This window comes from Halomonas stenophila (genome assembly GCF_014192275.1).
GTDB lineage: Bacteria > Pseudomonadota > Gammaproteobacteria > Pseudomonadales > Halomonadaceae > Halomonas > Halomonas stenophila.
Genome location: NZ_JACHXR010000005.1, coordinates 141,191 through 165,087, shown reverse-complemented (window position 1 = coordinate 165,087; position 23,897 = coordinate 141,191). Strand labels below are relative to the sequence as shown.

Genomic DNA, 23,897 nt, shown 5'->3' with positions numbered 1-23,897 from the left:
CTCCTCCCGGGCGCTCACGGGAAGACGCCGCGCAGCAGCTTGGCCTCCGTGACCCGCGTGACGCCCTCGATCAGGGCCGCCGTGCGCATGTCGAGGTGGTTCTCCTCGGCCCGTCTCAGGGTGCGCTCGAAGGCGTCCAGCAGGATCGCCTGCTGTCGGCGGTTGATCTCCTCGTGGGTCCACATCAGGTTCTGCATGCCCTGCACCCACTCGAAGTAGGACACCGTCACCCCCCCGGCATTGCCGAGGATGTCCGGCAGCACGAAGACGTCGTGGTCGGCGAGGATATCGTCCGCCTCCAGGGTGGTGGGCCCGTTGGCCCCCTCGGCCAGCAGCCGGCAATTCAGGCGGGCGGCGTTCTCGACCGTCACCTGGCTCTGCAGGGCCGCCAGCACCAGCACATCGCAGGGCAGCTCGAGCAGCTCGGCGTTGCTGATCGCTTCGGCATCCGGGTAGCCCGCCAGCACCCGATGCTCGGCCACGTGGGCAAGCAGCGCCTCCACCGAGAGGCCATCGCGGCAATAGAGGCCGGTGGAGGCATCGCTGACGCCGATGATGCGCACGCCGAGAGCGGCGAGGAAGATGACGGTGTGGCTGCCGACGTTGCCGAAGCCCTGGATCACCGCCGTGGCCCCGGCGAGCTCGATGCCCAGGTGCGCCGCCGAGGCCTCGATCAGGTACACCAGGCCGCGCCCGGTGGCCTCCTTGCGCCCCAGGGAGCCGCCCAGCACCACCGGCTTGCCGGTGACCACGGCCGGCACCGCATGGCCGATCTGCTGGCTGTAGGTGTCCATCAGCCAGGCCATGACGCGCTCGTCGGTGCCCATGTCCGGCGCCGGGATGTCCTTGTCGGGGCCGATGATGTCGATGATCTCGGTGGTATAGCGCCGCGTCAGGCGCTGCAGCTCGCGGTCACTGAGGGTGGTGGGGTCGACTCGCACCCCGCCCTTGGCGCCGCCGAAGGGCAGCTTCATCAGCGCGCATTTCCAGGTCATCCACATCGCCAGGGCGGCGACCTCGCCCAGGTCCACGTCCTCGTGATAGCGGATGCCACCCTTGGTCGGGCCCATGGAGAGCACATGCTGCACCCGGTAGCCGAAGACGGTCTCCACTTGGGCGCGGTCGTCGCGGAAGAAGGGGAAGCTGACCATCTGGGTGCGCTGGGGAAACAGCAGCCGCTGGCGGATGTTGTCGTCCAGGCCCATGTACTGGGCGGCCTTGAGGAACTGCTGCTGGGCCAGGCGGAACATCGGCGAGTCCCATTCGCCGCCGCGAGCTCGGGCACGGGACAGGGTGTAGCGGATCGCCCGCCCCAGGGCCACGCCCTTGAGGTGCGTCTTGACCAGGTAGTCGTAGGCGCCGGATTCCACCGCCCGGGCGGCCAGCTTGACGTCGTCGAGGCTGGTCAGCACCACCACCGGCACCTGGGGCGCCACCAGGCGCACGCGGAACAGCGTCTCCAGTTCCTCGCTGTCGGGCAGCACCAGATCGAGCAGCACCAGGTCCAGCCCGCCCTTGACCAGCCGCGTGAGCCCGTCGGCCAGGTTGTCCACGGCCTCGACATCGCAGTCGAGCTGGGTATCGGCGGCGAGCAGCCGCTGGATCAGCTTGCTGTGAAGCGGATTGTCCTCGACCAGCAAGAGGTGAAGGGGGGAATCCTGCATGGCGGCGGCCCTCATCCGGATCACGACGCGATGGCGGTCTGCCCTCGCCGGCGGCCCGCGGGCGCCTGCGAGGGCACCGCCGACCGGCTTTACCTCTCAGCGTAGGCCAAGCCCCCCGTCCGGAACATAGCGGACCCTCGCCGCCACGGGGCCGCCGATCCAGGAGGCCGGGTGCCGCCCGGCGGCTGAGCGGCGACTCCCGCTAGCCGATCGCCGCCCCGGCCTCCTCCTCCTCGATCGTCGCCTCGGCCTCGACGAAGGTGCGATAGTCCTGGCCGACGCAGTCGGCATAGCTCAGCGCCAGGGTCGCCACCATGGCGACGAAATGCTCCAGCCGCCCCTCGATCCGCGCGCAGACGCTGCGCGCGAAGCGCGCCGGGTCGTCCGGGTGCAGCGCCCGGGCGCCACGCAGGTGCTCGCGGGCGAGGATCCGGCCCCACTGCCGGGCCAGCTTGCGGTAGGGCTTGGCGCCGTCGAGCTTGTGGGTCGGGAAGTCGTCCTTGAAGGGCGAGCGCTCGCGCACCGAGAACACCGTCTCGCCCAGGTGCAGCCAGCCCAGGTAGGGGTCCGGGTGCTCGGCGATGGCGCTGAAGGCCGCGGCGTGGCGCGCGCCCTCGTGGGGGAAGGCGCGGCGCCAGGCGCGCTTCTCGGCGGGGTTCATCAGCCGCCAGCCCTCCGGTGGCGTCTGCTGCTTGACGTCGAGGATGACGTCATCGTGCTCGTGATCCCGGCCGCCCTCGATCAGCACGTAGTAGCGCTCGAGCCCCAGTGAGCCGGTCCCGGCGTCGAGCCGCCGCGCCAGGTCCTTGACCCGGAAGTGGTCCTCCTCGGCCGCGGCACGCGTGCCGCCCAGGGTCTGGCGATATTCCTCCTCGATGGCCTTGCGCAGCTGGCTGGCCTGGTGGGCCGGCAGCCGGGCCAGCTTGTCCGTCCGCTCGGCGAAGCGACGCCCCTCGTCATCGAGGGTCGTCCACTTCTCCAGCATCTTCGCCCGGCTGCGCTTGGCGGCCACCTTCTCCAGGAAGGGGGCGAGCGGCCCCCTGGCGGTCTCCAGGGTCACCGCCATGGGCTCCTCGCCGCGGACATGCCCGCCCAGCTCATCCACATAGGCCTCCACCAGGGCAGCCAGGGCCTTGCGGGTGCCCTTGCCGGAGAGTGCCGCGTTCTCCCGGGCATCGAGCACCAGGCTGATGGCCAGGCGCCAGAGGTCGTACTGGTAGTCACCGATCAGCGCATCGTCGAAGTCGTCCATGCCGTAGCGCACGGCATCGTCGTGGTGGCCGTAGGCGCCGAAGTTGTAGACGTGGGCGTCGCCCTGCAGCCAGGTCTGGGTCTCCGGCAGGCCTCCGTAGAGGGCGAAGCGCCAGTCGTGCCAGACATCGTCCCAGTAGAGGTGGTTGGTGCCGCGAAAGAAGCGATACGGCGACTCGCCCAGCTTGGCGTACTTGGCCGCGCGATCCTTGGCGGAGAGGGCGGCATTGGCAGTGGTGATGGCGTCGAGGACCTGGCGGGGACGGTTATGACGGGTCAGGGGTGGCGACATGCGGGGCTCCATTGCGGGACAGGGGCCGCCCTCCGGCGACCCCCGTCAGTCAAGCAGGCGGCGCCACCACCGGCAAGCCTAGAGGCTGTTGACCAGCACCACCAACGGCAGCAGCGGGCAGACGAAGCGGATGTACCAGGGCCAGAGCTTCCAGAACAGGGTGTCCTCGATCTCCGGTGCGCCCTGGCGCAGTTCCTGCAACTTGGCATTGCGCGACAGCAGCCAACCCACGTAGAGGCAGACCAGGGCGCCGATCAGCGGCATGTTGTAGGTGATGGTCACCTCGATGGCCAGGCCGAAGAGCATCTCGAAGTGCCTCAGGATCAGCGTCGAGATGGCGAAGATCAGTCCGCCCATCAGCAGGGTCGCCCGGGTGCGCGACACGCGGCCGGTCTCCGCCAGGGTGGCGACGGGCACCTCGAGCACCGGGAACATCGAGGTCAGGGCGGCAATGGCCAAGAGGGCGAAGAACAGGATTTCCAGAGCGGTGCCCATGCCGCCGAGCTGGGCGAACATCGCCGGCATGACGTCGAACAGCAGGGTGGAGGCGCTCTGCAGCTGCCCCGTCGCATCGAAGATGTCCACGCCCAGTTCGTCGGCCACGAACATCGAGGGCACGATCAACAGGCCGGCGATGAAGGCCACGCCCATGTCGATGAACATCACCTGGGCACCGGTCCTGGGCAGGTGGGCCTCGCGGCTCAGGTAGGAGCCGTAGATCACCATGGCGCCCACGCCGATGGACAGCGAGAAGAAGGCCTGGCCCATGGCGTCCAGCACCAGCTGGCCGGACAGGCGTGACACATCCGGCACCAGATAGGCGCCGAGCCCCTGGCTGGCGCCGGGCAGGGTCATGACTGCCACGATCAGCGCCAGCATCAGCACGATCAGCAGCGGCATCAGCCGCTTGGACCAGCGCTCGATGCCCTTGTTGACCCCGGCCAGCACTACCGCGACGGTGATCAGCATGGCCGCGCTGGCCAGCCACCAGTCCTTCCAGAAGCCGGCCTCGCCGAAGGCCGTGGCCCAGGCGTCGAGACCCAGCACGTCGAGCAGTGGCGTCACCGTGAAGCCGATCAGCCAGCCGGTGACGATGGCGTAGAAGGCCTGGCCGAGGCAGGCGGTCAGGATGGCCAGCCCCCCGATGCCGGCGCCCAGGCGACCGGCAGTGCCGCTTCCGCCGACCCGGGACATGGCCTGGATGACCCCGCTCTGGGCGTAGCGCCCCAGGGTCAGCTCGGCCATCAGCGCCGGATAGGCCAGCACGAAGGCCATCAGGATGTACAGCAGCAGGAAGGCGCCACCGCCGTTGTTGGCGGCCATGGAGGGGAAGCTCCAGACGTTACCGAGGCCCACGGCGGCGCCGGCGGCCGCCATCAGGAAGCCGAAGCGGGAGGAGAACTGTGCTCGGGTCTTGTTCATGACGAAGGGGGTCCTCAGGGGCTTCCAGCCGCCCCTTGGTTGTTGTCGTGCCGCCGGAGCGGCCTAGAAGTGATCGAGGATGTCGAAGTGATCACAGTCCGGCAGGTCGCGCAGCCGCGCCGCGCCGCCGGCGGCCAGTACCGCGGCCCGGAAGTCGAACGCCTGGCGCCGGAAGGCGGGGGTATCGTGCTCGGCGACCAGCAGCTCCAGGGGCGGCAGGCCCGCGAGATCATCGAACATCGGACTCAGCGAGTGCGCCCGGGCCACATCCAGGCCGAGGGGCGCGTTCACATGGGTGTCGACCAGCGGCGTCAGGTCGTAGACGCCGCTGACCAGCAGCAGCGCGTCGATGGTCACGCCGTCCGGCGAGCACGCCTCGGCGGCGGCCACTCGGCAGGCCAGCTGGGCCCCGGCGCTGTGGCCACCGAGCACCCGCCGGGCGACGCCACCCTGCTCCGCCACCGCTTCCACTGCCGCCGCGAGCCCCTGACGGCACTGGGCGATCATCGTCTCGATCGACACCCGCGGCGCCAGGCCATAGCCCAGCGAGGCGAAGGCCATGCCCCGGGCCAGGTAGCGCGCGGCCAGGAAGTCGGTGGCGGTATGATCCAGCTCCTGCCAGTAGCCGCCGTGGATGAACACCATCAGCGGCCAGGGCCCCGGCTCGGGCGGCAGGAAGAGATCGGTGCAGGCCGCGGGATCGTCGGCATAGCGCAGCCGCGCCGGCCGATGGGCTGCGACCAGGGCGGCCCCCTCGGCCGCCTGGCGGGCCAGGGTGGCCGCGAAGTCGCGGGCGTAGCGGCTCGGCGAGTAGTCGCGCTCCAGGGCGTCGCGGGTCATCGCATGGGCTCCCGGGTCAGGTCACGGCGGCGCGAACGCGGAAGCGCGGGTCCCGGTACTCGCCGCTTTCCACCACCTCGCGGAAGTGGCGGGCCGCCTGCCAGACATCCTCATGGCTCAGGTAGAGCGGCGTGAAGCCGAAGCGCAGCAGGCCCGGCTCGCGGTAGTCGCCGATCACCCCGCGGGCGATCAGCGCCTGGACGATGGCGTAGCCGTGCTCGGTATCCACCAGCGATACCTGGCTGCCGCGCGCCTCCGACGCCGGGGTGATGTCCTCGATGCCGTGGCTTGTCAGCACGTCGGCCAGGCACTCGCGGAACAGCTCGGTCAGCGCCAGGCTCTTCTCGCGCAGAGCCTGCATATCGACGTCGGCCCAGAGCGCCAGGGAGGCCTCCAGGGCGCTGTAGGCCAACGCCGAGTGGGTGCCGGTGCGAAAGCGGGTGATGTTCGTCGCCGGCACATAGTCGGCGTCGAAGGCGAAGGGCGCGGCGTGGCCGTGCCAGCCGGAGAGGGGCTGCCAGCCCTCCCCCTGGCAGTCGCGGCGGACATACAGGAAGCCCGGCGCGCCCGGGCCGCCGTTGAGGTACTTGTAGGTGCAGCCCACCGCATAGCGGGCGCCGCTGTCGTTGAGCGCCACCGGCAGGGCCCCGGCCGAATGGGCCAGGTCCCAGACGACCTCGGCGCCCTGGGCGTGGACCAGCCGGGTGGTGGCCGCCATGTCGCGGCGACGCCCGGTGCGATAGTTGACCTCGCTGAGCACCACCACGGCCACCCCGTCCAGGTGCTCGGCCAGGTCGGCGCCCTCGGGCAGGACGCGGTGCTCGTGGTCGGTGAGGCGGCAGAAGCCCTGGGCGATGTAACCGTCGGTGGGAAAGTTGCCGCCCTCGCTGAGCACCACGTGGCGGCCGTCGGTCCGCTGGCCGGTGATGAAGCCGAGCAGCTTGAAGAGGTTGAGGGTGATGTTGTCGGTGACCACCACCTCGCCCTCGCCGGCGCCGAGCAACGGGGCGAGCTTGTTGCCGAGGCGCTCCGGGGCATCGAACCAGCCCTGGTTCCAGCCCTTGATCAGCTCGTCGCGCCACTGGTCCAGGGTCGCGGCCACGGCGTCGCGGGCGGCCCTGGGCTGGGCGCCCAGGGAGTTGCCGTCGAGGTAGAGTATGCCCTCGGGCAGGGCGAAGCGGCGCTTGAAGTCGGCCAGGGGATCCTGGCGGTCGAGGTCGCGGACGCGTTCCAGGCTCACGCTCATGTCGGGTCTCCGGAAAGGGAAAAGAATCGCCTGGGTGCATTCTAGGGGGAGACGGACGACACAGGGTTGCGTTATGAGGCGCCCCATATCACCTTATATGCAAAACTCTTGCATAAAGAAGCTAAAAACGAAAAATGACATCACTCGACCGCTTCGACCTGAAGATCCTGCATGCCCTGCAGCAGGATGCCCGCCTCACCCTCGGCGCCCTCTCCGAGGCGGTCAACCTCTCCCCCAGCCAGTGCTCGCGACGCATCGCGCGCCTCGAGCAGGAGGGGGTGATCGAGGGCTATTCGCTGCGTCTGAACCCGGCGGCCCTGGGCCTGGCGGTGACGGCCTTCATCTTCATCTCGGTGGACAAGCGGCGCATGCACACGCCCCGGGAGGCCGTGGCGGCGTTGCTGGCCCGGGACGAGGTCACCGAGTGCCATACCGTCACCGGCAATCACGACTTCATCCTCAAGGTGGTGGTGGAGAGCCTGGGGGCACTGTCACGGTTCCTCGCCGAGGCCGTGAGCCCGATGGAGGGCCTCCACGACATCGCGACGCAGGTGGCCATGGAGTCGCTCAAGACCAACGGGCCGCTGAAGGTCGAGGCCGGATAGCGACCCCGCCTCCATCTCCTTCCTCAGATACCCGGTAACGGATCGTCCTGGTGGCCACACAGGGGCAGATCCGGCCGCCTGGCCGACTCCGGCAGCTGACGGCGCAGGTCCTGCAGGGCGGAACGCAGCCCTTCCTCGAGCACCGGGTGATAGAAGGGCAGCAGGAGCGCTTCCTCGACCGTCACCTGCCGCTGGATCAGCCAGGCCAGCTGATGCCCCAGGTGTTCGGCGCCGGTGACCGCCATCTCGCCCCCCAGCAGGCGCCCGTCCCGGTCCGCATAGACCCTCAGCGGCCCGCCCCGATCGTCCAGGATGATGGCCCGGCCCAGCTTGCCGAAGTCGCTGCCGCCGATCAGGGCCTCGCTGGGCAGTTCGTCGAAGGCCAGCCCGACCCGCGCGACCTCCGGTTCGGTAAAGACGATCGCCAGGGGGGTGCGGCGCGTCAGGCACTCGGCATCGGGGTTCAGGGCGTGGTAGGCGACCAGCCGCCCCTCGTCCGCGGCCTCGTGCATCAGCGGGATCACGCCGTTGACGTCGCCGGCGAAGTACACCGGGGTGTCGCCGGCGCGCAGCCGGCGAGGGTCCAGCTCGGGCAGGCCGTTGCGCCCCAGGGGCAGGCCCAGCGCCTCCAGGTGGAGGGCTTCCACTCGGGGCCGTCGCCCCATGGCGGCGAGGACGGCATCCACCTCGAAGGCCTCCTCGCCGAAGCGGATCCTCACGCCGTCCCCGGTGGGCTCGGGCTCCGCCGCCTGGCCGGTGTGGAGGTGCAGGGAGCGCCCCAGGGCCCGGCAGGCGGCGGCATTGACCACCGGGTCGTCGAGTCCCGCTACCCGGTCGTGCCGCGCGAAGGCATGCACCTCCACGCCCAGCATCGCCAGCGCCTGGCCGAGTTCCGCGCCGATGGGGCCGAGTCCCACCACCGCGAGTCGCCGGGGCAGGCGATCGAGATCGAACACGCTGTCGCTGGTCAGCAATCGGGCGCCGAGCGCCCGCCAGGCCTCGGGCACGACGGGTTCGCTACCGGTGGCGACGATGATGGCATCGGCGCTGACCCGCTCGCCATCCAGGTCCAGGGTGTCGGGGCCGACGAAGCGGGCCCGGGCCCGGACATAGCGCTCGCCCCGCTTCTCCACGGCGGCCCTGGGGCCCGCGGCGAAGCGATCGCGCAACCGGCGCACCTGGGCCAGCACGGCGGCATCGTCGATCTCGCCGAGTGGGCCGGCGACGAAGCCCGCTTCGACCAGGCGCCGGGCGGCGTCCACGTCCCGGGCCAGCTTCAGTAGCGCCTTGGACGGCATGCAGCCGACCCGGGCGCAGGTGGTCCCCAGGGGGCCGGGATCCACCAGCAGGATGTCGTCGGTGGTCTCGGAGGCCTGCTTGAAGGCACTGAGCCCGGCCGTGCCGGTCCCGAGGATCACCATGCGTGCATGACGTGTCATTTCGCCCTCCTCGCCTGGTCAACCCACCGGGGCACCTGATGCGCCGAGCCCAGGGCCGGCCAGGACGCGGCTGCGTCGAGCGTCCGCGACGGCAACCATGGGAACAGCATAGTGTGCCTACCCGACTCACCACCATGATGGCGATCATGAGATAGGCCCCGGGTTCGCAGGTTCAGGGCTGAGCGTCCGGTCCCGGCCTGTACCCGTGATCCCCCGGGTGCCGATGGCAAGGCGGTTGGCTGTGACCCATACTCCAGGCAGTCCTGAGACGATAGGCCAGCCAGGGGAAAACCGAGAGGAGAAGGCCATGGGCACCTGTGACACCTGCGGCAACGGCTATGACGATTCCTTTCAGGTGATCAAGGACGGCACCGAATACACCTTCGACTGCTTCGAATGCGCGATCCACAAGCTGGCCCCCGAATGCGCCGCCTGCGGCATCCGGATCATCGGCCACGGCGTCCAGCACGGCCAGGCGCTCTACTGCTGCGGCCACTGTGCCCATGGCGCGGGCGCCAGCGGCATCGTGGATCACGCCTGATCCCCTTCCATCGGCCAGCCGGTGTGGCGGGGATAGCCTCCACCCACGGCCTGGGCGCTCGCCCAGGCCGCCGCCTCGATGGGTTCACGGCCAGCGCGGCCCGACACGGTGGCTTCAGCCCTCCTCGTCCAGCCGCCGGAGCAGCCTGTCCCGGTACTCGCCGCGCTCGAGCAGCAAGCTCGGCTCACGTCCCCGGGAACGCAGCCGGCTGCGCAAGAGGTTGAGACGGGCGCACGCCCGGTTACGCTCCTCGCCATGATCGAGTCGTGCGATCAGGCTCTCCACCTCGCGGATCTCGCGCACCAGCTCCAGTTCCGGCGGCAGGAAGCCGGCGTTCTTGAGCAGCCGATAGCCTGCCCGCAGCTCCTCCGGGACCAGGCTGTCGTCGTCCAGGTGCAGCGGCTGGCCGCGACCGGGCAGGCGGTCCAACTCGCCGCCGTCGAGCGCCTTGCGGATATGGGCTTCCGCCAGTTGATCGACCAGGGTCATGCCCTTCCCTCCCCCGCGGCTGACCTGCAGGCCGCGTCTAGCTCTGAGCGTAACACCCTCGCCGAGCGTTGCGGCCTCACCCGGGTGCCCGGCCGAGATGCTCACATCAGGCGCAGCGACGCCTCGAGCAGGCGACCCTCGGCGAGGGTCGCCATCGCCCTGGCAATCATCCGATCAGCGCCAGGGTCAGCCAGGGCTGCCAGGCCAGCAGCACCAGCGCCAGCAGGCTCATCAGCAGGAAGGGCCAGAGCGCGCGGAAGATCTTCAGCGGCGGCACCCCGGTCATCGACGAGCCGATGAACAGCCCCGCCCCCACCGGCGGCGTCAGCAGCCCCAGCACCAGGGTCAGGCACACCACCACCCCGAACTGGTAGGCGGTGATGTCGAACTGGTTCTGGGCGATGGGCAGCAGGATCGGCACCACCAGGATCAGCGCGGCGATGCCGTCGACGATCATCCCCACCAGCAGCAGGATGCCCACCACCAGCATCAGGAAGGCGAAGGGGTTGTCGGTCAGGCCGGCGATCCAGGCGGCGGCCATCTGCGGCAGCTGCTCGTAGACGATCACCCAGCCGAACACCCCGGCGGCGGCGATCAGCATGATCACCAGGCCGGCATTGAAGGCGGTGCGCTTGAGGATCTCCGGCAACCGGGCGAAGGTCAGGTCGCGGTAGATATAGCGGCCGATCAGCAGCGCCGCCAGCGAGGCCAGGGCCGCGGACTCGGTGGGCGTGGCCAGGCCAGCGAGGATGCCGCCGATGATGAGCAGCGGGATGGTCAGGGCCGGCAGGCCCATCAGCAGAAAGCGCCTGGCCTGCTCGCGGCTCGGCCACTCCCCCACCGGATACTGCTGCACCAGGCCCACCGCGGCGATGGCCAGGAAGAAGAGCCCACCCATCAACAGGCCCGGGATGATGCCGGCGATGAACATGTCGGCGATCGGCACCTGGGCCATCACCCCGTAGAGCACGAACAGCATCGACGGCGGAATGATCGGCGACAGCAGCCCGCCGGCGGCGGTGATGGCCGCCGCGAACGGCTTGTCGTAGCCGTCCTGTTCCATGGCCGGGACCATGGCCCGCGACATGATGGCGATCTGCGAGGCCGCCGAGCCGACGATGGCGGCCATCATCATGTTGGCGACGAGGTTGATGTAGACCAGGCCGCCGCGGAAGCCGCCGACCAGGATCCGCGCCAGGTCGATCAGCCGCCGGGTCAGCCCGCCCTCGTTCATCAGCTCGCCGGCGAGCATGAAAAGGGGGATGGCCAGCAGGCCGTAGTTCTCGATGGCCCCATACAGCTGCTGGGGATAGGAGGCGAACAGCAGGGTGTTGCCCGAATCGGCGATGTACCAGGCGGCGGTGAGGGCCAGCACCAGGGCGATGGGCACCGCGCCAAGCAGCAGCACGGCGAAGACGACGAGAGTCATGCGAGCCTCCTTTCCGCGCCCACCAGGCCCTTCAGGCCGTCGATCAGGTTGACGACGGCATGCAGGCTCAGCGAGACGGCGAAGATCGGCAGGCACAGCCAGGCCCAGAACTTGGGAATGCCCAGCGTGCGCGAGGTTTCGGAATACATGAAGTTGAAGGTCTCCCCCTGGAAAGCCTGGATATCGAAGCCGGTGGCCCACAGGGTCGCCGGGTCGTACCAGCGCCAGCACAGCACGGCCAGGAAGAGCGCGAAGAACAGCACCATGGCGTCGACGAAGAGGTGCAGCCCTTGGCGCATGCCATCCGGCAGGGCATCGACCAGCAGGGTCACGGCGACGCCTTCGCGACGCTTGAGCACCGCCGAGGTGGTGAAGAAGGTCATCCAGATCATGGCGTGGATGGCCAGTTCGTCGGTCCAGTAGAGGGCATGGCCCAGCGAGCGGGTGGCGATGTTGAGCAGGATCAGCAGGCTGATCAGCGCGGCCAGTCCCGCCGCGATGGCCCCTCCGGACGAGAGTCGTTTGAACATGACGGCCTCCAGGGGCCCCGGCGCATGGCCGGGGCGATCATGAGGAACAGCGGAGTATCATTCGGCCAGCTCGGCGGCCGTGTCGCGCAACTTGGCCAGCGACGGGGCCTTGGGCGCCCAGACGCCTTCCCACTTCTCGATGGCGTCCGCGAAGAAGTCGGGGCCGACCTCGGTCACCGTGATGTCCTGGCGGCGCAGGTCCTCGCCCCAGGCCGCGTGATGCTCCTGGAAGCGGGCCATGACGTTGTCGGCGTGCTCGGCCATGGCGGTGCGGATCAGCTCGCGATCCTCGCCATCGAGCTGCGCCCAGACGCGCCCGGAGATTACCGCCACCATGGGGAAGATCATGTGGTTGGAGATCACCAGGTTCTCGGCCTGCTCGTAGAATTTGAGCAAGCGGATGGAATCGTAATCCATGTCGATGGCATCGACCTGGCCGTTGGCCAGCGCATCATAGACGGCGGGCAGCGGCAGCGGCGTGGGCGCCGCGCCGGCGGCGGCGTAAAAGTCGCGGATCGGGTCGAAGGGCGTAATGCGCACCTTGAGCCCGCTCAGGTCCTCGGCGGACTCGATGGGCTCACGGCTGAGGATCTGGCGCATGCCGGCCATGCCGTAGCCCACACCTACCAGTCCGACCTGGGCCGGCATCCTGTCGAGCAGCCCCTCGGCCGTGTCCGAGTGCAGCAGGGCCACGGCATGATCGATGTCCTCCACCAGGAAGGGCGCGTAGAGGGCGCCGAAGTCCGGGATGCGGTTGGAGATCTCGGCCAGGGTCAGGAAGGCCATGTCCAGGGAGCCCGCCTGGAGCTGCTGGACCATCTGCGCCTCGGTGCCCAGCTGCTGGGCGGGAAAGATGCTGACGCTGTGTTCGCCGCGGGAGCGCTCGGCCAGGGTTTCGGCGAAGCCCTCGGCCTCCTGGGTCCAGATGTGCGGCTGGGGGGTGATCAGGCCCAGCCGGAAGTCACGGGCCTGGGCGCTGAAGGCGGCGACGGCGAGGGTGGTCGCCACGGCGGCGGTCATCAGGGTCTTGAGCGTGTTCATGGGGTGGGTCTCTCTTGTTGTAGTCTTGGCTGGTGGCGCCGGCCCCGGAGGGCCGGCTATCGACGCGGGGCGCGTCATACCTTGGCGGTAGCGGCCTGCTGGCTGGCCTGATCCTGCTCGTCTTCCTTGGCCCGCGGGCGGTTGTGGCGATGCTGAAGCTCGGGATCCGCGGTCGCCGACAGCTCGACGTCGAACACCACCTCGGTGAAGGGTCCCTCGAGGCCGCGCTTGTCGGCCTCGGCGGCGTCCTCGATCCGCTGGCCCGGCACCACCAGCTCCTCGCGGGTGGCGAAGGCGAAGTCGTCGAAGGTGTAGGGATCGCCGGCCAGATTGATCTGGGTGGTCAGGTGCTGGTGCCCCGGCGCGGAGATGAAGTAGTGGATGTGCGCCGGACGCTGGCCGTGACGGCCGAGCAGGTCGAGCACCTGCTGGGTCGGGCTGTCCGGCGGGCAGCCGTAGCCGGAGGGAATGATGCTGCGCACCGCGTAGCGGCCCTCGGCGTCGGTGATGATGGTGCGGCGCAGGTTGTACTCGCTCTGCGAAGGATCGAAGAAGGAGTAACCGCCCTTGGAGTCGGCGTGCCAGATCTCGACCCTGGCGCCGGCGACCGGGTTGCCGTCGGTGTCACGCACCTGCCCGGTCAGCCACATCACCTCGCCGTCCGTGTCGGTGCCATCGTCCATGCGTCCGGAGCCCTGGAGCTCCGGCGCGCCGGCCACGTAGAGCGGGCCCTCGATGGTGCGCGGGGTGCCGCCGGTGCGACCGGCCTCGGCGTCGGCCGCATCCATGCGCATGTCCAGGTAGTGATCGAAGCCGAGCCCCGGGGCCAGCAGGCCATACTGGGTGCCCTGGCCAAGCGCGTTGAGCACGCTGACGGCGGACCAGAACTCCTCGGGGGTGACGTCGAAGTCGTCGATCAGCTTGAACAGGTCACCGACCAGGCGATGCAGGATCTGCTTGGCGCGCTCGCTGCCGCCGTCCTGGTCGAAGCCGGCGACGGCCTTCAGGAAGTCCTGCACCTCGGGGGTATCGAAGATCTTCACGGTCATGATCGTTTCCTCGGTTATTGTCGTGTCGTTGGCGACCGGCGACGCTGGCCGGCGTCCTCCGTGAGTCAGGCATCGTCCTCGCGGATCGAGGACGGGTGACGGCACAGCGGCGTGACGCGGATCTCCATGTAGGGGAACAGCGGCAGATTGCCGACCAGCTCCTGCAGTTCGGCGTTGTCCTCGACGTCGAAGATGCTGACGTTGGCGTAGCTGCCGGCGACCCGCCACAGGTGGCGCCACTTGCCGGCGCGCTGCAGGTCCTGGGCGTAAGCCTTCTCGGTCGCCTTGATCTCGGCGGCCCGCTCGGCCGGCATGTCCGGCGGCAGCTTCACGGTCATTTCCACCTGGAAGAGCATGGGCGTCTCCTTGGGATGCTGGGCGCGGCTCAGTCGCGGCGCCGATAATGGTTGAGCTTGTCCTCGTCGAGGGTGATGCCGAGGCCGGGTCCGGTCGGCAGGTCGACGCCGAACTCGTGGTAATGCAGCGGCCTGGCGACGATGTCGTCCTTGAGCAGCAGCGGGCCGAACATCTCGGTGCCCCAGGTCAGCTCGCCGAGGGTCGCCCAGGCATGCAGGGAGGCGGCGGTGCCGATGGTGCCCTCGAGCATGGTGCCGCCGTAGAGGCTCACGCCGGCGGCCTGGGCCACATGGGCCAGCTCCAGCACGCTGCGCGGCCCGCCGGCCTTGGCGATCTTCAGGGCGAAGGCGTCGCCGAAGCCGCCGGCCGCGAGGGTGAAGCCGTCGCGGGCGTCGTGGACCGCCTCATCGGCCAGCATCGGCACCACGAAGCGTTGCGCCAGCCGGGTCAGGCCGGCGAACTCACGGGCCGGGATCGGCTGCTCGATGAGGTCGATGCCGGCGGCCTCCAGGGCATCGATACCGCGGGCCGCGGTGGCCTCGTCCCAGGCCTGGTTGACGTCGACCCGCACGCTCGCCCGGTCACCCAGCGCCGCCTTGATGGCACCGACGTGGCGCACGTCCTGGTCCACCGGGTTGGCGCCGATCTTCAGCTTGAAGTCGCAGTGGCGGCGCTCCTCGAGGCGCTGGAAGGCCTCGTCGATGTCCTTCTGGGTATCGCCGCTGGCCAGCGTCCACAGCACCGGCAGGTGATCACAGCGGGCCCCGCCCAGCAGTGCCGCCACCGACAAGCCGCGGCGCTTGCCCTCGGCGTCGAGCAGCGCGGTCTCGAGCCCGGACTTGGCGAAGCTGTTGCCGCGGGCATGACGGGCCATGCGCGCCCGCAGGGCGTTGAGGTTGTGGGCCGGCTGGCCGATCAGCAGCGGCGCCAGGTAGGTGTCGATGGTCTGCTTGATGCCCTCGGGGCTCTCCGGGCCGTAGGCCAGGCCGCCGATGGTGGTGGCCTCGCCCAGGCCCTCGGTGCCGTCGGACAACCGCAGGCGGATGATGACCAGCGTCTGGCAGGCCATGGTGGTCATCGACAGCTTGTGCGGCCGGATGGTCGGCAGGTCGACCAGCAGCGTCTCGATTTCTTTGATCAGGATGTCGGACATCGGGGTCTCCAGGCGGCGCGCCGTGGGGCACCGCTCACGGGGTGATGGTCGGGTGGGCTCCGGCCGGCGGCGGGTCGCCCACCGGCCGGAGAGCGATCAGCTCGAGACGAACTTCTCGAAGAACAGCCGGTGCTCGCCGACCTCACGCTCCTCGAGCCACTGCTTCGAGGCCTCGATCATCGGCGGCGGACCGCACAGGTAGGCATCGAAGGGCTGGGCCAGGAAGTCGAGGTCGAAGAGGTCGCAGACCACGCCCTTCCTGCCCTGCCAGGCCTCCGAGGGATTCATCACCACGGTCTCGTAGGCGAAGTCCGGCAGGATCTCGGTGAAGCGATCCAGTCGGTCGAGTTCGCTGAGGTCGGCCTCCTGGGTCACGCCGTAGCACAGCCGGATCGGCTGGGCGCAGTCGCCCGCGTCCTCGAGCTGCTCGAGCATGCCGAGGAAGGCCGAGAGCCCGGTGCCCCCCGCCACCATCAGCAGCGGGCTCTGCACCTCACGCAGGTAGAAGGCGCCCAGCGGGGCTTCCAGGGAGATGGCGTCGCCCGGCCGGGCGCGCTCGCGCAGGTAGTCGCTCATCACCCCGCTGGGCAGCAGGCGAATCAGGAAGCGCAGCTTGCCGTCCCTCACCGAGGCGGTGGCGAAGGAGTAGGCCCGCCAGGCGTCGGTGCCCGGGATCTCGAGGCGCGCATACTGCCCGGGCAGGAACTGCAGCGCCTGGGCGGGATCGTCGAGGGTGATCTCGAGGATGGCGGCCGCATCGGAGACCGGTTCCACGGCGCTTACGGTGGCGTCGTGCACCTCGGTGGCCACGCTGCACACGTCGGAGTCCACGTCGAAGTAGAAGGAACCGTGGGCGGAGCGCAGTCGCGTCTGGCAGGCCAGCACGTGGCCCTCGGCGATCTCCTCCTCGGTCAGCGCCTCCTCGTCGATGTACTCGACATCGACCTCGCCGGCCTCGCGCAGGCAGCGGCAGGTCCCGCAGACCCCTTCCCGGCAGTCCACCGGCAGGTTGACCCCGTGACGCTGGGCGGCGTCCATCAGCAGCTCGTTGTCGTCGACCTTGACGAAGCGCGTGGTGCCGTCCCGAAAGACGATGGCGGCTGTGTTATGCATGACTCGCCCTCCAGCGAAACTCAGACGTGGTAGAAATCCAGCACGGAATCGATCTTGTCGTTGAGCAACACGGTGTGCTTGCGCAGGACCTTCCAGCCGTCGCCCTCGCCCCGCAGGGTGTAGTCGGCGGTGCCGAAGAAGTGGCCGCTCTCGCCGAAGCGATAGAAATGGGTCACCCAGTTGACCCGCACCTGGACGATGCCATCGCCCTGCTCCGTGCAGCGCACGTTGTCGATCAGGTGCAGGGTGCGCGGCAGCGGCGTGGAGGCCGCGGACTTGCCGGTGCGCAGGCGGAAGACGCGGTCCTCGATGCCGGTGCGGTCGGCGTAGTACATCAGCGACATCTCGCGCCTGGGATCGCGGGTGAGCTCGTCCTCGTTCTTCCACTGCGGGATGTGGAACTCGCACTCCGGGGCGAACTGGTCGAGATAGCCGTCCCAGTCGCGGTCATCGCAGAGCTCGGCCAGGCGGTACAGGAACTGCTCGATGGATTGCTGAAGAGTCATGGCTTACACCTCCTGGAGCTTGAGTGCTTTCTTCTCGAGGCCCTCGAGCAGCAACCGCTGCCAGGTGCCGTGCTGGTTGACGTAGAGGCCCTCGTGGGTGAACTCGGTGCCGGTGGTCACCGGCTTGATGCCGAGCACCTGGCTGTTGTGGGTCTCGCCGTACTGCCAGTCCTGGTGACCCCGGGAGATGTCGCTCCAGCGGGAGGCGCGCGCCTGGAAACCGCGCTGCTGCTCGCGGAACTCCACCAGGTCGTCGGGGGTGCCCATGCCGGAGACGTTGAAGAAGTCCTCGAACTGGCGGATACGGTTCTCGCGGTCGGCGTCGGACTCACCCTTCACGCCCAGGCAAAGGCTGATGACCTCGGTCTTGTTCCAGGCCACCGGGCGCACGATGCGCAGCTGCGAGCTGATCTGGTCCATGAAGAACAGGCTCGGGTAGATGTTCAGGTTGCGCAGGCGATGCATGGTCCACTCGGCGCGCTCCTGGGGGTGCTTCTCGAGCATGCGCGGCATCACTGTGGCGTAGCCGGGACGCACCTGGGGGTTGGGCATGTCGCTGAACAGCAGGCTGTGGCCGTTGGCGAAGGAGAACCAGCCGTCGTCGGTGTCCTTGTCGCCGGCACCGAGCTTGCTGTAGTCGAGGGTGTCGCCGCCGCCCTGCTTCTGCGCCTCGAGCTCGCGGCGATGCTTCACGGTGGAGACGTAGTTGTAGTGCACGGTGCTGACGTGATAGCCGTCCAGACCGTTCTCGTTCTGCAGCTTCCAGTTGCCGTTGAAGGTGTAGGTCGACTTGCCCGGCAGCACCTCCAGCTCGCCGTCCTCGGCCTGCTCGACCATCATGTCGAAGAACAGCCGGGTATCGCCGAGGAAGTCCTCGAGGCTATCGGTGCCCTCGGCGTCCAGGCTGATGAAGACGAAGCCCCGGTAGCTCTCGATGCGTGCCTGCTTGAGGCCGCGGCTCGCCTTGTCGAAGTCCGCCGGATACTCGCTCGGCGCCTTGACCTTGACCAGGCGGCCGTCGGACTTGTAGCACCAGGCATGGAAGGGGCAGGTGTAGGTGGACTGGTTGCCGCACTCGGTGCGCACCAGGGTCGCGCCACGGTGCTGGCAGGTGTTGGCCAGGGCCCGCAGCTCACCTTTTCCGTCACGGGCGATGATCATCGGCTGGCGACCGGCCTGCATGGTCATGAAGTCGTTGTTGTTGGGAATCTGGCTCTCGTGGCAGGCGAAGATCCACTGCTTCTCGAAGATCAGTTCCATCTCTAGGTCGAACAGGGCCTCGTCGGTGAACATCTCCCGGGCCATCTGGTAGGCGCCGTCATCGGGGCGGAAATCGAGACAGTTCTCGACGAATTGCTGCCACTCGGGGATAGAGCGTAGTGCGGTCATCGGTCATCACCGTCTTGTTGCTTGTCGTGGTGTGACCCAACTTAGGCAGGCTCTCGCCTGGCCACTATTCGCTTCTTCGGCCAACGCTATGCACTTTTTCAGCGTCGCCCCTCCCCCCGCCTGCCAGGCCGGCCCGAAGCGGCTAGACTTTGGTCGCAACCTCGGCGAAAAGCCGCTCGCACCTCGCCCCAGGCGGATCGAGATATGGCATAAAGGTGCTATACTCCAACAACAAAGTTCGCAATACGTACTTTATACCGCCAGGCGAACATATCAGCCTCCGACACTGGGCCACGACACATCCAACGAGAAGCCGTGACCAGCGGCCAGGCCCCGGAGGCGAGGAGACCGTATGACTCTGGTGCCCCAAGCGTCGCCCCGCCAACGGATCGCCACCCTGCTCCACGAGCCCGACGATGCCTGTCGCTGGATGCGCGGCATCAACGGCCCGCACGAGCTCGAAGTCCCGCGGCCACATGAGCTGGCCTTCCGTCACGAGGGCACGGCGCTCGGCAACGTGGCCCTCGGCATCATCGAGTACTCGACTCGGGTCAACATCCGGGTCGACGACCTGGCCCACAGTTACAGCATCAGCCTGCCGCTGTCCGGCGAGCAGCACATCGAATACGCGCGACAGGAATTCGCCTCGGATACCCGGGTGGGGGCGATCATCTCCCCGAACCAGCCGCTGCACCTGGACATCGACGACGACTGTCGCAAGCAGCTGGTGCGGCTGTCCCGCGAAGCCGTGCACCAACGCCTCGGCCAGTTGCTCGGCCGCAAGGTAAAGGCTCCGGTGATCTTCGACCCGCGGATGCCGCTCGAAGGCCACCTAGGCGACTGGTGGAAGACCGTCGCTCACCTGCAGGACCTGCTCGGCGCCGAAGGCTCGCTGTGTGACCTGCCGGAAGTCTGGGGCAACTTCGAGAGCAGCCTGATCACCAGCCTGCTCTACGCCCAGCCCCACAACTACTCGGGAGAGCTGCTCGGCCGCCAGCAGGAGCGTCCGGGCTACCTCGACCAGCTCGACGCCATGATGCGTGAATCCCTCGACCAGCCGCTCACGCTGGAAGATCTCGAAAAGCTCTCCGGCGTCTCCCGGGAACGCCTCTACCAGGATTTCCATGCCCACTTCGGTACCGCGCCCATCGCCCACTTCCGCAACCTGCGCTTCGAGTGGGTGAAGCGTCGCCTGGAGCATGCCGGCCCGCGGGAAAGCGTCTCCAGCATCGCCATGGACTGCGGCTTCCTGCAGCTCGGCCGCTTCTCGAAGGACTACCAGAAGCGCTTCGGCGAGCGGCCCTCCCAGGCCATCGGCCGGTTCGCCGCACAGGGCGAGATCGTCCGGCACTGAGCGCGGCCTCCGGTTCCGATTCCGGCTAGTCGCCGCGGCTCCAGGCGATACACTGGAGGGCATAGACCCACGCCGAGGAGCGCCGCCATGCTGGATGCCGCCCAGTGCCGCCAGGCCCGCCTGGCCCGGGATGCCCGCTTCGACGGCCGCTTTGTCGTCGGCGTGACCACCACCGGCATCTACTGCCGGCCGATCTGCCCGGCAACACTGCCCCACGAGCGCAACGTGCGCTACTTCGACAGCGCCCTGGCCGCGGCCGAGGCCGGCTTTCGCCCCTGCCTGCGCTGCCGGCCGGACAGCGCCCCGGACTCGCCGGCCTGGCGCGGCACCCACACGACCCTGGAGCGCGCGCTGCGGCTGATCGACGACGGCGCCCTGCGTGACGACTCACTGACCGCACTCTGTGACCGGCTGGGTATCGGCGAGCGCTACCTGCGCCGGCTCTTCCAGCAACGCATCGGCGTCTCCCCCAAGGCCTACGCCCAGCACCGCCAGTGCCTGTTCGCCAAGCAGCTGCTGCACCAGACGACGCTACCGGTCACCGATATCGCCTATGCCAGCGGCTTTCGTAGCCTGCGCCGCTTCAACGATGCCTTCCGCAGCCGCATCGGCCTGGCGCCCCGGGACCTGCGCCGCCGCGCCGGCGAGCCCGGCGAGGGCCTGACACTGCGGCTGGCCTATCGCCCGCCCTATGCCTGGGAGACGCTGCGCGACTTCCATGCCAGCCGCGCCATCGAGGGCCTGGAGTGGGTCGGCGAGCGGCACTACGGCCGCTGCCTCCGCTGGGGCGAGGCGCGGGGCCAGTTCACCGCCGAGCACCTCCCCGACTGCCACGCCTTCCGGGTCCGCCTCGAGCTCGACGACCTGCAGGCGCTGGCGCCGGTGGTGCGACGCATCCGCCGGGTGCTCGACCTGGACGCCGACACCGCCACCATCGAGGCCCACCTGGGCCGCGCCCTGCCCGGCCTCAGGCTGATCGAGGGACTGCGGCTGCCCGGCGTCTGGTCGCCGTTCGAGGCCGGCGTGCGCGCCATCCTCGGCCAGCAGGTCGCGATCGGCGCCGCCCGCCGGCTGGTCACCCGCCTGGTGGCGGCACTCGGCGAGCCGGCCGCCGATGGACACCGCCACTTCCCCACGCCCGCCGCCGTCGCCGGCAGCGACCTGGCCTTCCTCGCCATGCCCGGGACGCGTCGCGAGACCCTGCGCCGCTTCGCGGCCTGGTACGCTGGTGGCGACGCGAGCAACGACCCGGCCGAGTGGACAGCGCTCAAGGGCATCGGCCCCTGGACGGCGAACTACGCGGCCCTGCGCGGCACCGGCCACCCCGATATCTGGCTGGCCGGCGATGCCGGCGTGCGCCGGGCACTGCCCCGGCTCGACGGCGCCGACCCGGCGAGCGCCGCCCCTTGGCGCAGCTACCTGACCCTGCAACTGTGGAGCCAAACCGATGATTGATGACGCCCTGGACTACTATCAGCCGCCGGAGACCGACGCCCTCGGCCTGATCCGCCTGCGGGCCACGGCCAGCGGCCTCACCGAGATCGCCTTCGTCATGGAGGCCGACGCACCGGCCCGTCCCAACGCGCTCACCGAGCGCGCCCGCGCTCAACTCGCCGAGTACTTCGACGGCACGCGCCAGGCCTTCGACCTGCCGCTGGCGCCCGAGGGCACCGACTTCCAGCGCCGCGTCTGGCAGGCGCTGGAGACCATCCCCTTCGGCGAGACCCGCTGCTACGCCGAGATCGCCGAACAGCTGCGCTGCAAGGGCGGCCAGCGCGCCGTGGGCGCGGCCAACGGCAAGAATCCCATCGCCATCGTGGTGCCCTGCCACCGGGTGATCGGCAGCGACGGCCGCCTCACCGGCTATGCCGGCGGCATCGGCCGCAAGCAGTGGCTGCTGGCCCACGAGGCCGGCGAGATTCCCTTCGCGCTGGGGTGAGTCACCTCCTCACGGCAGCGTCCTAAAGCGTTTCGGGAGGCATGGGGTCCCGCGCCGGCATGGCGTGGGGTAGGCTAGTTGGCCTGGTCTGAGTAATAAGCACCAGGGCTATTCGAATAGCCCTGGTGCAACCTGAACGCCATTTTTTGTTGATGGACATGTTATGAGGCGTGTTTTTCACTCATGATTAAGTCGAACTTTGTATTGTCCACAAGGTGTGGCTCCAGGTGAAAAGTGGATTCTTCCGCAACATTTATATCGTCGACTGATATGACGCCATGAGTTGAATCAAAGTGGAGATGGATTGATCCGGTAATGACATATGCTCCCGTTTGCATGTCACGCACATAAAGCGCACAGGTGATTTCATTATCACTTGTTGTCGACTCTAGCTGGGCATACTTGGCGCTGTCATCCTTATGACTGGATTCTATAGCGGTTTTACCGAGCCCATGAGCAACGAATGTCAACTGATAACGACCAACAGGGGACTTTGTCTCATCTATCAAGCGTAATGCAATCGCCCAGTACGCATTGTCAGGAATGACTAAAAACTTTGACAGCCCTTCCAACTCGTCCAGGGATGGATAATCCCCCTTAGCATATACTTTATGAACCCCCTTTCCAGTAGAGTGCTGGTAACAATGAACCTTTGCGGGCTTGATGACTATCAATGACAAATACTTGTCATTGAAATCATCTCCTTGCCAGAAGGTTACGTCATCACCAATATTGTAATACTCCGGCTCGCCTCCAAAATCATGCTTCCGATAAAACGCAACGGCCTTCAAGTCTTCTTCTTTCATGAGCATGTCTCCGCTGGAGGTTGATATGCCTTGGTGCCAAACAGGATGAGATGAACAACTGTGGCAGCTACGCCAGGCTGTTAATAGAGTGAATGCATAAGCGCCTATCCGTTAGAGAGGGTATTTACTGCCATAGCTACCAGGCACACGGTGTACTCACTGCATTGTGTGGAAAACGGCCATGGCCGACAGTGGCAGCCTGCTTTACTTGATTCGATTCAGGAGAATGTGTCGATCAGTCAATATCGGTGTCCGCCAGGACGCTACGCAGCACACTCCACGACAGATCGGAGTGGGTCTTGAACGTACCTTTCTTCTTGGATTTCTCATCGATAAAGTCGAAAGCCTTCCGTGAGTGATGTTTCTCGTGGTGGTGATCGTGGTGGTGGTGATCGTGGGGCACCATCGCTGTCTCGTCTTCATTGAGATAGACGTGGAAGCTGGCGCCAAACTCTTCGGTGGAGTTCATGAATCCAGGACCAGTCGTGCCCTCGCCACCGTTCAGCGGACAGTAGACTCGGTGAACGGCGTAGGTGTCCTTCGACAACCATGCACATTGCCCGGGGCTGAGGGTGATCAGGCCGAGCTTGCGGGCGTTCCAGTCCAGGGAATCATAAAGCATGACATCCAGTTGACCGGCAAGGCAAAAGACGATTCCGGTCGTATCCCCGTGCGAGTGAATCGGCGAATAATGCTGGGCCGGCCAGATCTCCAGAACCACCGGGGAACCAACGTCTTTCCCCTCCGGCAGGCTGAGCACGTGACCGTCTTCCAACGCCAGGTAGTCGTATTCGCTGCTCCCGGTGCAGGCGACGCGGATATAGGGCGGATGAGTCTTATCTGCACAGGCCTTGAACTGGAGAATCTTGCGCAGCAGTCCAACCTTGTCACCAGACACTTCGGCGGGAGCGAGGTGCTTGCGCATCGCCGCCACCTCCCACGGTGCCAACCGCATATTCTCGGCCTTGCGCACCATGTCCATGACCACCGGAGGGATCATCAGTTGCTGGACGTATTCGTCAAAGAACGATGCCTGATTGATCACCGCGGCGGGGACGGCTCTCGCGGCCTTCCGACGCAACTCTCGATCCTCCTCCTGCGTGATATGAAACGGATAGCCCTTACCGCGCACGCCCCTCTCTTCGACGGTTTCCCTGGACTCGGTCATCTTCATGCCCCTCCCCTGTTTTCCTGCCACCATGTCTATTCCCGGAAGTTTCAACCTGATTACCGGGGCTCACGATGGCCGTTAAACACCGTTTCAAGCGCAGACATATACCTTTCGATGCAGCACATACACCGACTTGAATTAATCGGATGATTCACTGCGACTCATGACGGAGCCTGTCATAGTTATGAAGCATTCATGACATCTCCCTAAACACCCAATAAATACAACGAATTGCAATCATTACTTATCCAAGCACTTTCACTCCTGAGGA

General features: G+C 67.5%; 23 protein-coding genes. 5 read left to right on the top strand and 18 right to left on the bottom strand.

Annotation, left to right across the window (positions count from 1 at the left end; translation table 11 throughout):
* Positions 1-14 precede the first annotated feature (14 nt).
* From FHR97_RS10900 to kynU, 5 genes are all read right to left on the bottom strand, one after another.
* Positions 15-1,664: a Glu/Leu/Phe/Val dehydrogenase dimerization domain-containing protein gene (locus tag FHR97_RS10900; RefSeq protein ID WP_183383835.1), complete on the bottom strand. Its 1,650-nt coding sequence runs from the start codon at positions 1,662-1,664 to the stop codon at positions 15-17.
* Positions 1,665-1,866: 202 nt separating this feature from the next.
* Positions 1,867-3,207, bottom strand: coding sequence for a DUF2252 domain-containing protein (locus FHR97_RS10895; RefSeq protein ID WP_183383834.1), 1,341 nt, complete (start codon positions 3,205-3,207; stop codon positions 1,867-1,869).
* Positions 3,208-3,285: 78 nt separating this feature from the next.
* Positions 3,286-4,629, bottom strand: coding sequence for a sodium-dependent transporter (locus tag FHR97_RS10890; RefSeq protein WP_183383833.1), 1,344 nt, complete (start codon positions 4,627-4,629; stop codon positions 3,286-3,288).
* 63 nt (positions 4,630-4,692) lie between these two features.
* Positions 4,693-5,469 carry an alpha/beta hydrolase gene (locus FHR97_RS10885; protein WP_183383832.1) on the bottom strand — a complete coding sequence of 259 codons (777 nt, stop codon included), beginning with the start codon at positions 5,467-5,469 and terminating at the stop codon, positions 4,693-4,695.
* A 16-nt stretch (positions 5,470-5,485) separates the two neighbouring features.
* Positions 5,486-6,715, bottom strand: a complete 1,230-nt coding sequence (kynU, locus tag FHR97_RS10880; protein WP_183383831.1) for a kynureninase — start codon at positions 6,713-6,715, stop codon at positions 5,486-5,488.
* Between the two features lie 134 nt (positions 6,716-6,849).
* Here kynU and FHR97_RS10875 point away from each other — a divergent pair, with 134 nt between their 5' ends.
* A complete protein-coding gene (locus tag FHR97_RS10875; RefSeq protein WP_183383830.1) occupies positions 6,850-7,320 on the top strand; it encodes an Lrp/AsnC family transcriptional regulator in 471 nt (156 codons plus the stop codon).
* A gap of 23 nt (positions 7,321-7,343) precedes the next feature.
* Here FHR97_RS10875 and FHR97_RS10870 read toward each other — a convergent pair whose 3' ends face one another.
* Entirely contained in the window at positions 7,344-8,759 is a 1,416-nt protein-coding gene (locus tag FHR97_RS10870; protein ID WP_183383829.1) for a dihydrolipoyl dehydrogenase, read from the bottom strand.
* Between the two features lie 307 nt (positions 8,760-9,066).
* On the opposite strand from FHR97_RS10870, the gene FHR97_RS10865 reads away from it, so the two are divergent.
* Positions 9,067-9,300, top strand: coding sequence for a hypothetical protein (locus FHR97_RS10865; protein ID WP_183383828.1), 234 nt, complete (start codon positions 9,067-9,069; stop codon positions 9,298-9,300).
* Positions 9,301-9,414: 114 nt separating this feature from the next.
* On the opposite strand, the gene FHR97_RS10860 is transcribed toward FHR97_RS10865, so the two are convergent.
* The 10 genes from FHR97_RS10860 to antA form a co-directional block, all read right to left on the bottom strand.
* Entirely contained in the window at positions 9,415-9,789 is a 375-nt protein-coding gene (locus tag FHR97_RS10860; protein ID WP_183383827.1) for a DnaJ family domain-containing protein, read from the bottom strand.
* Positions 9,790-9,955: 166 nt separating this feature from the next.
* Complete coding sequence (locus FHR97_RS10855) at positions 9,956-11,218, bottom strand: TRAP transporter large permease (RefSeq protein ID WP_183383826.1); 1,263 nt, start codon at positions 11,216-11,218, stop codon at positions 9,956-9,958.
* The gene (locus FHR97_RS10850; RefSeq protein WP_183383825.1) at positions 11,215-11,748 is read right to left on the bottom strand and encodes a TRAP transporter small permease; all 534 of its coding nucleotides are present in this window, start codon (positions 11,746-11,748) and stop codon (positions 11,215-11,217) included. Before FHR97_RS10850 ends, FHR97_RS10855 begins: the two co-directional genes overlap by 4 nt.
* 57 nt (positions 11,749-11,805) lie before the next feature.
* Entirely contained in the window at positions 11,806-12,789 is a 984-nt protein-coding gene (locus tag FHR97_RS10845; protein WP_183383824.1) for a TRAP transporter substrate-binding protein, read from the bottom strand.
* A 74-nt stretch (positions 12,790-12,863) separates the two neighbouring features.
* Positions 12,864-13,838, bottom strand: a complete 975-nt coding sequence (catA, locus tag FHR97_RS10840; RefSeq protein ID WP_183383823.1) for a catechol 1,2-dioxygenase — start codon at positions 13,836-13,838, stop codon at positions 12,864-12,866.
* 65 nt (positions 13,839-13,903) lie between these two features.
* Entirely contained in the window at positions 13,904-14,194 is a 291-nt protein-coding gene (gene catC, locus FHR97_RS10835; protein ID WP_183383822.1) for a muconolactone Delta-isomerase, read from the bottom strand.
* Between the two features lie 29 nt (positions 14,195-14,223).
* On the bottom strand, positions 14,224-15,348 hold the full coding sequence (locus FHR97_RS10830; RefSeq protein WP_183383821.1) for a muconate cycloisomerase family protein: 1,125 nt from the start codon (positions 15,346-15,348) through the stop codon (positions 14,224-14,226).
* 96 nt (positions 15,349-15,444) lie between these two features.
* The gene (gene antC / locus FHR97_RS10825) at positions 15,445-16,461 is read right to left on the bottom strand and encodes an anthranilate 1,2-dioxygenase electron transfer component AntC (RefSeq protein ID WP_183383820.1); all 1,017 of its coding nucleotides are present in this window, start codon (positions 16,459-16,461) and stop codon (positions 15,445-15,447) included.
* A gap of 20 nt (positions 16,462-16,481) precedes the next feature.
* Positions 16,482-16,967: an anthranilate 1,2-dioxygenase small subunit gene (antB, locus tag FHR97_RS10820; protein ID WP_183383819.1), complete on the bottom strand. Its 486-nt coding sequence runs from the start codon at positions 16,965-16,967 to the stop codon at positions 16,482-16,484.
* 3 nt (positions 16,968-16,970) lie between these two features.
* On the bottom strand, positions 16,971-18,356 hold the full coding sequence (gene antA / locus FHR97_RS10815) for an anthranilate 1,2-dioxygenase large subunit (RefSeq protein ID WP_183383818.1): 1,386 nt from the start codon (positions 18,354-18,356) through the stop codon (positions 16,971-16,973).
* A 352-nt stretch (positions 18,357-18,708) separates the two neighbouring features.
* Here antA and FHR97_RS10810 point away from each other — a divergent pair, with 352 nt between their 5' ends.
* The 3 genes from FHR97_RS10810 to FHR97_RS10800 all read left to right on the top strand — a co-directional run bounded on the left by FHR97_RS10810 (position 18,709) and on the right by FHR97_RS10800 (position 21,649).
* A complete protein-coding gene (locus FHR97_RS10810) occupies positions 18,709-19,710 on the top strand; it encodes an AraC family transcriptional regulator (RefSeq protein ID WP_183383817.1) in 1,002 nt (333 codons plus the stop codon).
* 87 nt (positions 19,711-19,797) lie between these two features.
* Entirely contained in the window at positions 19,798-21,165 is a 1,368-nt protein-coding gene (locus FHR97_RS10805) for a DNA-3-methyladenine glycosylase 2 family protein (protein ID WP_183383816.1), read from the top strand.
* Entirely contained in the window at positions 21,158-21,649 is a 492-nt protein-coding gene (locus FHR97_RS10800; protein WP_183383815.1) for a methylated-DNA--[protein]-cysteine S-methyltransferase, read from the top strand. Before FHR97_RS10805 ends, FHR97_RS10800 begins: the two co-directional genes overlap by 8 nt.
* Before the next feature lie 161 nt (positions 21,650-21,810).
* On the opposite strand, the gene FHR97_RS10795 is transcribed toward FHR97_RS10800, so the two are convergent.
* Together FHR97_RS10795 and FHR97_RS10790 are read right to left on the bottom strand one after the other, a co-directional pair.
* The gene (locus tag FHR97_RS10795; protein WP_183383814.1) at positions 21,811-22,455 is read right to left on the bottom strand and encodes a beta/gamma crystallin domain-containing protein; all 645 of its coding nucleotides are present in this window, start codon (positions 22,453-22,455) and stop codon (positions 21,811-21,813) included.
* Between the two features lie 235 nt (positions 22,456-22,690).
* A complete protein-coding gene (locus FHR97_RS10790) occupies positions 22,691-23,629 on the bottom strand; it encodes a cupin domain-containing protein (RefSeq protein WP_183383813.1) in 939 nt (312 codons plus the stop codon).
* Positions 23,630-23,897 lie beyond the last annotated feature (268 nt).